The organism is Methylobacterium sp. Gmos1 (genome assembly GCF_053764715.1).
This window is the reverse complement of sequence record NZ_JBSNCC010000030.1, coordinates 15,170-28,551: the sequence shown is the minus strand read 5'-3', so window position 1 is coordinate 28,551 and position 13,382 is coordinate 15,170. Positions and strand designations below refer to the sequence as shown.

Annotated in this window: 10 protein-coding genes; 9 read left to right on the top strand and 1 reads right to left on the bottom strand. The window is 70.3% G+C overall.

Going from position 1 to position 13,382, the window contains the following annotated elements; genetic code table 11:
- The first annotated feature begins 144 nt into the window (after positions 1 to 144).
- Complete coding sequence (locus ACS5PV_RS30505; protein ID WP_455399082.1) at positions 145 to 1,026, top strand: tetratricopeptide repeat protein; 882 nt, start codon at positions 145 to 147, stop codon at positions 1,024 to 1,026.
- Between the two features lie 370 nt (positions 1,027 to 1,396).
- On the opposite strand, the gene ACS5PV_RS30500 is transcribed toward ACS5PV_RS30505, so the two are convergent.
- Positions 1,397 to 1,540, bottom strand: coding sequence for a transposase (locus ACS5PV_RS30500; protein ID WP_455399081.1), 144 nt, complete (start codon positions 1,538 to 1,540; stop codon positions 1,397 to 1,399).
- A gap of 196 nt (positions 1,541 to 1,736) precedes the next feature.
- Here ACS5PV_RS30500 and ACS5PV_RS30495 point away from each other — a divergent pair, with 196 nt between their 5' ends.
- The 8 genes from ACS5PV_RS30495 to ACS5PV_RS30460 all read left to right on the top strand — a co-directional run bounded on the left by ACS5PV_RS30495 (position 1,737) and on the right by ACS5PV_RS30460 (position 13,380).
- Complete coding sequence (locus ACS5PV_RS30495) at positions 1,737 to 3,068, top strand: MFS family transporter (RefSeq protein WP_455399080.1); 1,332 nt, start codon at positions 1,737 to 1,739, stop codon at positions 3,066 to 3,068.
- Positions 3,069 to 3,331: 263 nt separating this feature from the next.
- The gene (locus ACS5PV_RS30490) at positions 3,332 to 4,984 is read left to right on the top strand and encodes an acetolactate synthase large subunit (RefSeq protein WP_455399079.1); all 1,653 of its coding nucleotides are present in this window, start codon (positions 3,332 to 3,334) and stop codon (positions 4,982 to 4,984) included.
- 231 nt (positions 4,985 to 5,215) lie between these two features.
- Complete coding sequence (locus tag ACS5PV_RS30485; RefSeq protein WP_455399078.1) at positions 5,216 to 6,391, top strand: iron-containing alcohol dehydrogenase; 1,176 nt, start codon at positions 5,216 to 5,218, stop codon at positions 6,389 to 6,391.
- Between the two features lie 47 nt (positions 6,392 to 6,438).
- Complete coding sequence (locus tag ACS5PV_RS30480) at positions 6,439 to 7,272, top strand: poly(R)-hydroxyalkanoic acid synthase subunit PhaE (RefSeq protein WP_455399077.1); 834 nt, start codon at positions 6,439 to 6,441, stop codon at positions 7,270 to 7,272.
- A gap of 19 nt (positions 7,273 to 7,291) precedes the next feature.
- The gene (gene phaC, locus ACS5PV_RS30475) at positions 7,292 to 8,404 is read left to right on the top strand and encodes a class III poly(R)-hydroxyalkanoic acid synthase subunit PhaC (protein ID WP_455399097.1); all 1,113 of its coding nucleotides are present in this window, start codon (positions 7,292 to 7,294) and stop codon (positions 8,402 to 8,404) included.
- A 34-nt stretch (positions 8,405 to 8,438) separates the two neighbouring features.
- On the top strand, positions 8,439 to 10,433 hold the full coding sequence (locus ACS5PV_RS30470; protein ID WP_455399096.1) for an acyl CoA:acetate/3-ketoacid CoA transferase: 1,995 nt from the start codon (positions 8,439 to 8,441) through the stop codon (positions 10,431 to 10,433).
- Between the two features lie 176 nt (positions 10,434 to 10,609).
- Complete coding sequence (locus ACS5PV_RS30465; RefSeq protein ID WP_455399076.1) at positions 10,610 to 11,473, top strand: alpha/beta fold hydrolase; 864 nt, start codon at positions 10,610 to 10,612, stop codon at positions 11,471 to 11,473.
- A gap of 11 nt (positions 11,474 to 11,484) precedes the next feature.
- Positions 11,485 to 13,380 (top strand): ATP-binding protein, encoded by a 1,896-nt coding sequence (locus tag ACS5PV_RS30460; protein WP_455399075.1) that lies wholly within the window; start codon positions 11,485 to 11,487, stop codon positions 13,378 to 13,380.
- Positions 13,381 to 13,382 lie beyond the last annotated feature (2 nt).

Sequence of the window (13,382 nt, the reverse complement as noted above, 5' to 3'; positions counted from 1 at the left end):
GGGGCGCATCGCTTTAAGCCGGCGTTCACCCCGATCCGGAATGGTCGTTCCGGCACCGGGACCGCGGCTTGTCGAGCGGCGCGTGCGTACGAATGGCGAAGGTGCGCGGCGCGACGTGGATGCGCCGCCCCGGGGGAGCGGGCGATGAACAACGTGATCGGCTTGAGCCGCGTGACACCGGCGGCCCGGGTGCTGGGGGCGACCGTGCTGACCGCGCTGGCGCTCGCCGGCTGCGACACCGTCAGCCGCGCCACCGCGACGCGGCAATTCGCGGTGGTCGAGGCCGACAAGTCCGGTGCAACCGAGGTCAACATCGCCTCGCTGTCGGACGTGATCCAGCGCAACCCGAGCGACGCGGCGGCCTACAACACCCGCGGCGCGGCCTATGCCCGGGCGGGCAACTTCGATTCGGCGATCGCCGACTTCACCAAGGCGATCCAGCTCGACCCGAACTCGGCCTCGGCCTACGGCAACCGGGCGCTGGCCTACCGCCAGTCGGGCCGCAACGACGCCGCGCTCCAGGACTTCTCCAAGGCGATCAACGCCGACCCGAACTACACCGCCGCCTATATCGGCCGGGCCAACCTCCAGCGGGCGCAAGGCAACTTCGAGGCCGCCTACAGCGACCTCAGCCAGGCGATCCGCCTGACGCCGGAATCGGCCGAGGCCTATCACGCCCGCGGCCTGGTGCGGCAGGCGCAAGGCCAGCACCGCTCGGCGATCGGCGACTTCGACGCCGCCATCGACCGCAACCCCTTCGTGGCCGCTCCCTACGCCGCCCGCGGCCAGAGCCTGATCGCGACGAACCAGTACGACAAGGCGATCGAGGACTACAACGCGGCCTTGAACGTCAACAACAAGGACGCGGATTCCTGGGCCTACCGGGGTCTCGCCTACGAGAAGTCCAACCGCCGCCAGGAGGCGACGGAGAGCTACCAGCGCGCCATCGCCATCGACCAGGGCAACCAAGTGGCGAAGCAGGGCCTGGGGCGGATGCAGGGCGGGATGGCCTCGCTGTTCCGGTAGAGCTGTAATTTCAATGGTTTCCGAGGCTCCCGGCGATGTCGGGGGCCTTTTTCGTGTCGACGGTCGCCGTTGCGCGTGTCCCCCCACGGCGGGCGGGGCTATCCGGGAGAAGAGTGGTTCGGAGAACCCCCTCTCCCCGTAGGCGGGGAGAGGGCTGCGAACCCCTCGTCGGGTTCGCCGCGAGCCAGCGGGGCCAGGGTGTTCCGCCTCCCGATCATCGGCCACGGTCTTGCCCTTCCCTGCGGCGCGCACCAGGACCGGGAAGCGGCGAGCCAGACCGGTGACCGTCCGTGCGGTGTCATACGACATCCGGCTGATTGCTTCGCGCAATCCTGCCGGATCGCGTTCGCAATGCGGATCTCGGGTTCGCTCAGGCGTGTGACGCTTGCCTGCGCCAGCGCTGGAACCGGCTCGACACGGTCCCGTTGGTTCCGAGGCGCGCCGGCCGATCCTGCCAGGCCGCGCCCGTGCGCAGGATCCGGAGGATGCCGGCGAACTTCCGCCGATGGCTCACGAGGATTCGCAAGCATCCGCTCACGGCTTCTCCGAGAGCTTTTCTAAATCATTGATATTTCAACGAATTATTAATTTTTCCCGTTGGCATCCCGATTGCCATCGTCTCCCCGGCTCGTCCCGCCGACGTTGTCCCGAGAAGGCCAAAGGCCCTTGGGCGATACTGCGAGCACGAAGTCGCCGTTGGGAGAACGCTCATGAACACGACTGCATCTGCAGTGCTCGAAGGTATTCCGCCCGTCGCCGAGACGACCGATCGCCAGAAGATCAAGGCCATCGTCGCCGCCTCGTCCGGCAACCTCGTCGAGTGGTACGACTTCTACGCCTACGCCTTCACGTCGATCTACTTCGCCTCCGCCTTCTTCCCGAGCAGCAGCCCCACAGGCCAGCTGCTGGCCACCGCCGGCATCTTCGCCGTCGGCTTCTTCATGCGACCCCTCGGCGGATGGATCTTCGGCCGCATCGCCGACCGGCGCGGCCGCAAGTCCTCCATGGTCTTCTCCGTCCTCCTGATGTGCGCCGGCTCCCTGATGATCGGCCTCCTGCCGACCTACGAGACCATCGGCGTGCTCGCCCCCGTCCTCCTCCTCGTCGCCCGCCTCGCGCAAGGCCTCTCGGTCGGCGGCGAGTACGGCACCGCCGCCACCTACATGAGCGAGATCGCCGGCAAGGGCCGCCGCGGCTTCCTCTCCTCGTTCCAGTACGTCACCCTCATCGGCGGCCAGCTGCTCGCCGTGCTCATCGTGTTCGCCCTCCAGCACATGCTCACCGGCGAGGAGATGCGCGCCTGGGGCTGGCGCATCCCCTTCCTCATCGGCGCCGCCGCCGCCATCGTCGCCATGATGCTGCGCGGCTCGCTCAAGGAATCGGCCTCGCACGCCGCCATGACGAGCAAGGAGGCCGGCTCCGTCCGCGCCCTGATGCAGCACAAGCGGGCGCTCCTGATCACGCTCGCCTTCACCATGGGCGGCTCGCTCTACTTCTACACCATGACCACCTACATGCAGAAGTTCCTGGTCAACACCGTCAAGCTCGACCTCAAGACGGTCTCGACCGTGATGACCCTGGCGCTCGTGGTGTTCATGCTGCTCCAGCCGGTCTTCGGCGCGCTGTCGGACAGGATCGGGCGGCGCAACAACATGATCGCCTTCAGCGGGCTGGCGATGCTCGGCGCGGTGCCGCTGCTCTCCTCGCTGTCGCTGGTGACGAGCCCCTGGACCGCCTTCGCGCTGATCCTCACGGGCCTGGTGATCGGCTCGTTCTACACCTCGATCAGCGGCGTGGTGAAGGCCGAGCTGTTCCCCGCCGAGGTCCGCGCGCTCGGCGTCGGCCTGCCCTACGCCATCGCCAACGCCCTGTTTGGCGGCACGGCGGAGTACGTCGCGCTCTCGTTCAAGACCTACGGCAACGAGAGCCTGTTCTTCTGGTACGTGGCCGCCATGGCCGCAGTCGCCTTCGCGGCCTCGCTGTGGATGCCCGACACCCGCAGGAACGGGTACCTCGACGGCAACGGCCGCATGAGCGGCTGACCACAGGCGAGCGTCCCTAGAGCACTTCGCGATCGCGCCGCCATCGCGAAGCTCTCTAAGTCTTTGTTTCAATACATTCTCCGACGAACCGGTATCCCCGTCGCCGGAGAATGCTCTAGCATCCAACTCCGCCGAGACGACGGCCATCCCATTCGCCAGCGGGTGGGATCCCGGGCCGCGGACGCCGCGATCATCGACGCGCACGACCCCGCTCAGCCCTCTCCATCCGTCCTCGACCAAATCTTACGAAGGAGGAACACGTCATGCCGAAGGGCTCCGATCTACTCGTCCAGGCACTCGAGAACGAAGGCGTCGATCGCATCTTCGGCATCCCGGGCGAGGAGAACCTCGACGTCGTCGAGTCCCTGCGCAACTCGAAGATCGAGCTGGTCCTGACCCGCCACGAGCAGGCCGCCGCCTTCATGGCCGCCACCTACGGCCGCCTCACCGGCAGGCCCGGCGTCTGCCTCTCGACGCTCGGCCCCGGCGCCCTCAACTTCTCCACCGGCGCGGCCTACGCCCATCTCGGCGCCATGCCGATGATCATCATCACGGGCCAGAAGGGCATCCTGAAGGCCCGCCAGGCCCGATTCCAGATCGTCGACGTGATCGCCTCGATGAAGCCGATCACCAAGATGGCCCGCCAGATCGTCTCCGCCTCCTCGATCCCCACCATCGTGCGCGACGCCTTCCGGGTCGCCGCCGAGGAGCGGCCCGGTCCCGTCCTGCTGGAGCTGCCGGAGGACATCGCCGCCGAGGAGGCCGAGGCCTACACGGTGCCGAGGCATCCCACCGACATCCCGGTCGCCCATCCCCAGGCGATCGCGCGCGCCGCAGAGATGATCGTGGCCGCCGAGCGTCCGCTGATCATGCTCGGCGCCGCCGCCTCCCGGCCACGCGCCACGGGCGACCTCGGCGGCTTCGTGCAGCGCACCGGCATCCCGTTCTTCACCACCCAGATGGGCAAGGGCACGGTCGCCCACGGCACCTCCCTCTACATGGGCACCGCCGCTTTGTCCGAGCGCGACTACGTCCACGAGGCGATCGACGCGGCCGACCTCATCATCGCCATCGGCCACGACACGGTCGAGAAGCCGCCCTTCTTCATGGGCCAGAAGGACCAGAAGGTGCTGCACGTCGGCTACATCCCGGCCAACGTCGAGGAGGTCTACTATCCCGACGCCGAGGTGGTGGGCGACCTCGGCCCCACCCTGAAGCTGCTCGCCGACCGGATCGAGGGCAAGCTGCCGAACGCGGGCGCGTTGCTGCCGCTGCGCGACATCATCCTGTCGCGCCTCGCCGACCGCAACGACGAGGACCGCTTCCCCGTGACGCCCCAGCGCCTCGTGCGCGACGTGCGCAGCGTGATCCCGGAGGACGGCATCGTCTGCCTCGACAACGGGATGTACAAGATCTGGTTTGCCCGGAACTACCGGACCACGGTCGCCAACACGCTGTTGCTCGACAACGCGCTGGCCACCATGGGCGCGGGCCTGCCCTCGGCGATGATGGCGGCGATCCTCTACCCCGAGCGCCGCGTCATGGCGGTGTGCGGCGACGGCGGCTTCATGATGAACAGCCAGGAGATGGAGACGGCCGTCCGGCTCGGTCTCAACCTCGTCGTGCTGGTGCTCGACGACTCGGCCTACGGCATGATCCGCTGGAAGCAGGCGGTGGACGAGTTCCCGGATTACGGCATGACGTTCAAGAACCCGGACTTCGTGAAGTACGCCGAGTCCTACGGCGCCACCGGCCACCGCATCGAGGCGGTCGGCGATCTCGTGCCGACCCTGGAGCGGGCCTTCGGGGCCGGCGGCGTGCACCTCGTCGCGGTGCCGATCGACTACTCGGAGAACATCCGCGTGCTCGTCGACGAGCTCCGCGCCAAGGTGAAGAACTACGACGCGGCCGAATAGGCGACCGGCGCCGGAGCACGGCCCGGTCGCCTCGTCACCGGGCCCGTGCTCCCCGTCTTCGGTTCTGCCGCGTCGCCCTCGCGCCCGCCCACGACGCGTGCGCGAGAACGTCCGAGCCCCCGAAAGCCTCTTTTCGCCGCGGATCCTGCCTCCGCGGGGCTCCCCCACTCGCGCCGCGTGCCAGGACGCCCCGACCGGCGGCCGGGCGGTCCTACGCACAGGGATTGCCGCATGAACCCCTTCACCTTCCAGACGACGCCCAACGTCCTGTTCGAGGTCGGCGCCTCCGCGAAGCTGCCCGAGATCGTCGCGGGGTTCGGGGCCCGGCGCGTGATGCTCGTGACCGACAGGGGCGTCCGCGCCGCCGGGCTGACGAAGCCGGCCGAGGACGGGCTCGGGCAAGCCGGCGTCGAGATCTGCGTCTACGAGGACGTCGTCGCCGATCCGCCCTCCACGGTGATCGAGGCGGCGGCCGGGCATGCGCGCGCGTTCGGCGCCGACCTTGTCCTGTCGATCGGCGGCGGCTCGGCGCTCGACACCGCCAAGCTCGTCGCCTACCTGGCGAAGTCCGACGACCGCATCGAGGAGATCTACGGCGTCGGCCTCGCCAAGGGCGAGCGCCTGCCGCTGATCCTGGTACCCACGACCGCCGGCACCGGCTCGGAGGTGACGCCGATCTCGATCGTCACGACGCCGAGCACCGAGAAGAAGGGCGTCGTCGCCGCACGCCTTCTGCCGGACTGGGCGGTGCTCGATCCGGCGCTGACGCTCGGGCTGCCGTCGCACGTCACCGCGGCCACCGGCATCGACGCCATGGTCCACGCCATCGAGGCGTTCACGAGCAGGAACAGGAAGAACCCGATCTCGGACCAGCTCGCCAAGCAGGCGCTGGCGCTGCTCTCGGCCCATATCCGCGTCGCCTGCACGGACGGGAGCGACGTCGAGGCCCGCTCCGGCATGCTGCTCGGCTCGATGCTCGCCGGCATGGCCTTCGCCAACGCGCCGGTCGCCGCCGTCCACGCCCTGGCCTACCCGATCGGGGCGATCTTCCACGTGCCGCACGGGCTGTCGAACGCGCTCGTGCTGACGGGCGTGATGCGCTTCAACCTCGGCCACGCCGAGGCGCTCTACGCGGAGCTGGCGCCGATCCTCGATCCCGCCGCGGCCGGGCTGCCCGAGGCCGAGGCCGCCGCACGCTTCGTCGCGTGCCTGGAGGAGATCTGCCGCGACTGCAAGGTTCCGGCCTCCCTCGCCGAGGTCGGCGTGACGCCCTCCGACCTCGAGCGGATGGCGACCGACGCGATGAAGCAGACCCGGCTCCTCGTGAACAATCCGCGCGAGGTCACCTACGACGACGCCTACGCGATCTACCGCGAGGCCCTGGGCGAGGCCCGCCCGGCGGCGTGACGCCGGCGCCGGCCGCGAACCCAACAACGAGCGGGAGGAACGACACGATGGATCAGTTCGACGCGTACAGGGCGATGGGCGAGTTCTGGGCGCGCGCCGGAACCGCCCTGTTCGATCCCGGCGGGCTCTGCCGGACGGCCGGCCAGGCCCCCGCGCCCTGGCCCACCCTCGCAGCGGCCGACCTCGCGGCGCTGGTCGAGGCGCAGACCGCGCTGGCGCAGTCCTGGAACTCGGCGAGCGCCCTGTCGCAGACGCTGACCGCCGCGATGCGCGGCGAGGCGGGGGCCTCGGACACGCCGGCCGGCGCGGTGCTGGCCCGGCTCTTCGATCCGCAAGCCTGGCTCGGCGGCGCGGGGGAGTTCGACGCGGCCCTTGGCCGGATGGCCGAGGGCCCCCAGCTCGCCGACCTGCGGCAGTCGGAGCAGCGCTTCGGCACCCTCTACACGGCCTGGATCGCCCTGCAGCGCGCCCGGGCCAGGCATCGGGCCGTGATGCTCGACGCCTGGACGAAGGCCGCCGGGACCTTCGCCCGGGAGGCCAATGCCCGGGCCGATCGCGGCGAGAGCTTCGCCTCGGCCCGGGAGATGATGCAGGGCTGGGTCGAGACCGCCAACGCGGTGCTCCTCGAGGTGCAGCGCTCGGACGCGTTCCTCGCCGCGCAGCGGGACATCCTCAAGGCCTCGACGGACCTGAAGCTCGCCCAGCAGGACATGGCCGCCCTGATGAGCGGGTTCTACGGCCAGCCGACGCGGGCCGAGGTCGACGAGGTGCACAAGAGCCTCACCGAGTTGCGGCGCGAGATCCGCGCCCTGCACAGGGCCAGCCGCGCGGGCCGGACGCGGACGGGCGACGACGAGCGGCGGGAGGTCGGACATGGCTGAGGATTCGGGGCGCACGGGCATGTCGGTTCCTCCCCCACCGCTCAAGCAGACGACCGCCGAGATGCTGGCCGAGGTCGCGACCCTGGGGCGCAGGATGGCGGATGCCGCCAAGCTGTTCTCGGACGTGCGCGACGCCGACGTGGAGATCGCCACGACGCCGAAGGACCTCGTCTGGAGCCAGGACAAGGTCCGCCTCTATCGCTACCGGCCGCTGGCCGAGAGCCGCGGCCTGCCGCCGGTGCTGATCGTCTACGGGCTGATCGGGCGCTACACGATGGCCGATCTCCAGGAGGACCGCTCGCTCGTGCGCAACCTCCTCAAGGCCGGCCTCGACCTCTACGTGGTCGACTGGGGCAATCCCAGCCGCGCCGACCGCTACGTCTCGATCGACGACTACGTCGACGGGTACCTGGCTGAGTGCGTCGCCTTCATCCGGGAGGCCGCGCGGCGCGAGACGGTCAACCTTCTCGGCATCTGCGAGGGCGGGGTGTTCACCACCTGCTACAGCGCGCTCTATCCCGAGACGGTCAACGCAATGGTGCTCACCATCACGCCGATCGACTTCCATGCCGACACCGTGCACAACCGCGTCGGCCACGGCTTCATCAACATCTGGACGCGCTCGCTCGATCCCCAGGACATCGACCGTCTCATAGACGCGGAGGGCACGCTGCCCGGCGCGTTCATGGGGTCGATCTTCTCGATGATGACGCCGATGCGCACCCTGACCAAGTACAACCTCGACCTGCTCAATGCCCTCGACGACGAGAAAAAGTTCCTGAACTTCCTCCGGATGGAGAAGTGGATCGCCGACCGGCCCGACCACCCCGGCGAGGCGGCCAAGCAGTGGCTGAAGGACCTCTACCAGGACAACAAGCTGGTCCAGAGCCGGTTCGAGCTCGGCGGCCGCGCGGTGGACCTCAAGAACATCACCTGCCCGGTGCTGAACGTGTTCGCCAAGGACGACCACATCATCCCCCCGGCGACCTCCCAGGCGCTGAGGGGCAAGCTCGGCACCGAGGACTACACCGAGCTGGGCCTGCCCGGCGGGCATGTCGGGGTCTTCGTCGGCGGCAAGGCGCAGGCGCTCCTGGGGCGCGGCATCGTCGACTGGATGGCCGCCCATGGCTGAGCCCGCCGGCCGCCACGCCGCCGAGGGGCGCCTCATGCCCGGCCTCAAGAACAAGATCGTCAGCGCCGACGAGGCGGTGGCGATCGTGCAGGACGGCGACATGATCGCCGTCTCCGGCTTCGTCGGCATCGGCACGCCCGACGAGCTGATCCTGGCCCTCGCCCGCCGCTTCGACGAGAGCGGCGCGCCGGGCGGCCTCGGGCTGATGTTCGCCGCCGCCCCCGGCGACGGCAAGGAGCGGGGCCTCAACCGCCTGGCGAAGCCCGGCCTCGTGCGCCGGGTCGTCGGCGGCCACTGGGCGCTGGTGCCGAAGCTCGGGGCGATGGCGCTCGCCGGCGCGATCGAGGCCTACAACCTGCCCCTCGGCGTGATCAGCCACCTCTACCGCGACATCGCCGCCAAGACCTTCGGTCACGTCACCAAGGTCGGGCTGCACACCTTCGTCGACCCGCGCCAGGGCGGAGGCAAGCTCAGCGCCGCGACCACCGAGGATCTCGTCAGCCTGATCGAACTGAACGGCGAATCCTGGCTGCACTACAGGACGTTCCCGGTGAACGTCGCGTTCATCCGCGGCACCACCGCCGATCCCGCCGGCAACATCACGATGGAGCGCGAGGCCCTGACGCTCGACACCCTGTCGGCGGCGATGGCGGCCAAGAACTCGGGCGGCTTCGTGATCGCGCAGGTCGAGCGCATCGCCGAAGCGGGCTCGCTCGCCCCGCGCGAGGTGCAGGTGCCCGGCGTGCTCGTCGACTGCGTCGTGATGAGCCAGCCGGAGAACCACCGGCAGACCTACGCCACGCCCTACAACCACGCCTTCTCGGGCCGCCAGCGGGTCCCGCTCGACCGGATCGCCCCGCTGCCGCTCGACGCCCGCAAGGTGATCGCCCGGCGCTGCGCCGTCGAGCTGCCGCCGGGAGGCGTGGTCAATCTCGGCATCGGCATGCCCGAGGGGGTCGCGGCCGTGGCGGCGGAGGAGCGGGTGCTGAAGTACCTGACGCTCACCGCCGAGCCGGGGGTGATCGGCGGCCTGCCCCAGGGCGGGCTCGATTTCGGGGCGGCGCTCAACCCGTCCGCCGTCCTGCACCAGAACCAGCAGTTCGACTTCTACGACGGCGGCGGCCTCGACCTCGCGGTGCTCGGCCTCGCCCAGGCCGACGCGGCCGGCAACGTCAATGTCAGCCGGTTCGGCAAGCGGCTCGCGGGCGCGGGCGGCTTCATCAACATCTCCCAGAACGCCAAACGCCTCGTCTTCGCCGGGACCTTCACGGCCGATGGCCTCGAGGTCGCGATCGAGGAGGGCGAGGTCCGCATCCTCAAGGAGGGCCGGTCGAAGAAGTTCATGGCGGCGGTGGAGCATATCACGTTCTCGGGCGATTTCGCGGCCGAGCGGGGCCAGCCGGTTCTCTACGTCACCGAGCGCTGCGTCCTGCGGCGCACCCGCGCCGGCATGGAGCTGGTCGAGATCGCGCCCGGCATCGATCTGGAACGGGACATCCTCGCCCAGATGGACTTCGTGCCGATCGTCGACGATCCGGCACCGATGGATCCCCGGATCTTCCAGGCCGGCGTGATGGGGCTCGAGCCGTGGCTGCTCGGGCTGAGCCTCGCCGACCGCATCAGCTACGATGCCCAGCGCAACACCCTCTTCGTCAATTTCGAGGGCTTCCACGTCCGCACGATCGACGACGTCGAGCTCGTCCGGCGGGAGTTCGAGCGCACCTGCCGGCAGATCGGCCGGCGCGTCCAGCTGATCGCCAACTACGACGGCTTCGACCTCGAACCCGCCGTGTCGGACGCGTATTTCTCGACCATCGCCTATCTCGAGGGCCGCTACTACGCGACGGCGTCGCGCTACACGACGAGCGCGTTCATGCGCCTGAAGCTCGGGACGAGCCTGCAGTCGCGCGACGTCGCCCCCCACGTGTTCGAGACGCGGGCCGAAGCCCAGGCCCACAACGCGGCTCTCCAGGCGCCGGATCGGCAGCGTCCGGTCCTCTCCTCGTCGAAGGAAAGCATGGATGCCTGACGCATCGGCCGAACCATGCGCCGCCGGCGCCGTGCGAGCGTGCCGGCGGATCGTTCTCGCGGGGGCGCCCATCGCGGTGGTCGCACCGCACGGGGATCGCTCACGGGGACCGCTCACGGGCCGGCCCGGCATCCGTCGCACCGGCCGGTGCGACGGCGTCTGCGGGATGATCTGACATGCGAACCGGCCGCTTTCTGAGTGTGGCGCGCGGAGAGTTCCACGCCGTCTCCTACGTCGATTGGGGGCCGCTGGACGCCGTGCGGGTCGCCGTCTGCGTCCACGGGCTGACCCGGCAGGGCCGCGATTTCGACGTGCTGGCCGAGAGCCTGGTGCGCCGGGGCTGGCGGGTCGTCTGCCCGGACCTCGTAGGACGCGGCCTCAGCGGCCGCCTGAAGGACCCCGACGATTACGGGCTGCCCCAGTACGTCGTCGACATGACGATGCTCGTCGCGCATCTCGGCGTCGACGAGGTCGACTGGATCGGCACGTCGCTCGGCGGGCTCATCGGCGTCCTGATGGCCTCCAAGGAGCAGACGCCGGTGCGAAGCCTGGTGATCAACGATATCGGGCCGCACCTGCCCTGGTTGGCCCTGCGCCGGATCGGAGAGGACGTCCGCGCCGCGCCGCGCAGCTACCCCGACTTCGCCTCGGCCGTGCGCCACGTCCGGGAGGTGTACGCGCCGTTCGGCCGGCTCACGGACGGCCAGTGGGAGCATCTGGCACGGCACAGCTTCTTCGAGACCGAACAGGGCACCTGGGTGTCGCACTTCGATCCCGGCATCGGCGAGGCGTTCAGGCCCGGCCGCATCTTCAACAACAGCTTCTGGCAGTTCTGGGACCGCATCCGCTGCCCGACGCTGGTGCTGCGCGGCCAGCGCTCCGACCTGCTGCGGCCCGATACCGCGCAGCAGATGATGCGGAGGGGCCCCCGGGCGGACCTCATCGAATTCCCCGATTGCGGGCACGCCCCGGCGCTGCTCGACTCCGGTCAGACCGCGCTGGTCGCCGATTGGGTCGAGAGAAGCTACCGAGTGAGGTGAAGGCGTCCGCCATGAGCCAGGTCGATCCCGCCACCCGGGCCGCAGCGCCGCCGCGCTCGCGGATGCGTGCGCTCCTCGGCGGTCCCGGGGCCTGGCGATGGGCGCTGGCGGGGGCGATCCTGGCGCTCACCCTGGCGGTCTTCCTCCTCGCCCTCGCCGCGGGGCACGACCAGGTCCGGCGCGCGGCGCGCCAGCGCCTCGTGATCGCCGAAGCGGTCCTGCGCGCGACGGTCGACCGCTACCGGTACCTGCCGAGCGTGCTCGCCCTCGACACCCAGGTGCACGACCTGCTCGCCGACACCGCCGCGCCCGGCGCGGCCGCCACCGTCAACGCCAAGTTCGAGGCCATCGCGCAGATCTCGGATGCCGCCGCGATCTACCTCCTGGATTCGCACGGGCTCACGGTGAGCGCGAGCAACTGGAACCAGCCCCTCAGCTTCGTCGGCTCCTCCTACGCCTACCGGCCCTACTTCCTCGACGCCCTTGCGACCGGCACCTCGCGCTACTTCGGGGTCGGCACGACCACCGGGCAGCCGGGCCTGTTCATCGGCAAGGCGGTCGCCGGGGAAGGCAGCGGGATCGGCGACCGGGAGGGCGGCTGGGTTTCGGGCGTCGTGGTGATCAAGGTCGACCTCGAAGGGGTGCAGGGCGAGTGGCGGCGGGCCGGCGAGCAGATCCTGGTGTCGGACGCCGCCGGCGTCGTCTTCCTGGCAAGCGAGCCCGAGTGGAAGTACCGGCCGTTCCGGCCCCTGGTGGCGGCCGAGACAGACCGAATCCGGGCGGCCCGGCAATACGGCGACAGCAGCCTGGGGCCCCTGCTGGAGGATGGCCGGGGCGATCCCGGCGGGACGATCCGGCTCCCGTCCGGCGGCCGGAGCGTGGGCGGCATCGTCGAGCACGTCGCGATGCCGGATCTCGGCTGGACGCTGTGGTACGTCGCGCCGACCGCGGCGTCCTTTCGCCAGGCGCTCCTGGTGGCGGCGGCCACCGGCATCGCCTTCCTGGCGCTCGCCTTCGCGCTCGCCGCGGCGAGCCAGAAGCGGCAGCGGCTCCGCAGCGAGCAGGCGATGCGGCTCGCCCTGGAGCGGCGGGTGGCGGAGCGGACCCACGATCTGAGCGACGCCAATGCGCGCCTGCGCGCCGAGATCGCCGAGCGCGAGCGCGCCACCGCCGCTCTGCGGGCGACCCAGGACGAGTTGATCCATGCCGGCCGGCTCGCCGCGCTCGGCCAGATCTCGACGGCGATCAACCACGAGATCAACCAGCCGCTCGCGGCTTTGCGGACCTTCCTCGCCAGCACCGCGGTCTTCCTGGAGCGCGGCGACGAGACAACGGTGCGCCGCAACCTTCAGCGCATGACCGAGGTGACGCAGCGCATCGCCGAGATCATCCGCCACCTCAAGGACTTCGCCCGCAAGACCGGCCCCGAGCACCGCGAGGCGGTACGCCTCGCCGCGACCGCCGAGGCCGCCCTCGACCTCCTGCGGGTCCGGCTGCGCGCGGAGAACGTCACGGTCGAGTGCCGGATCCCGCCCGACGCGATGGTGCGGGCCGAGCCGGTGCGCCTCGAGCAGGTGCTCCTCAACCTGATGGTCAACGCCCTCGACGCGATGCGCGACGCGCCCGAACGCCGGCTCGACGTGACCGCCTCGCGCGAGCCGGCCTGCGCCGACGATCCGGTCGGGTCCTGGCGGCTCGCGGTCGCGGATCGCGGCGGCGGCATCGCACCGGAGCACATGCCGCACATCTTCGATCCCTTCTTCACCACCAAGGGCGCCGGCGAGGGGCTCGGGCTCGGCCTGTCGCTCTCCTCGCTCATCATGCGCGACCTCGGAGGCAGCCTCACGGCCGAGAACGGCGAGCAGGGCGCCGTCATGACCCTCGTCCTGCCGGCGGCGGAGGCCTGAGC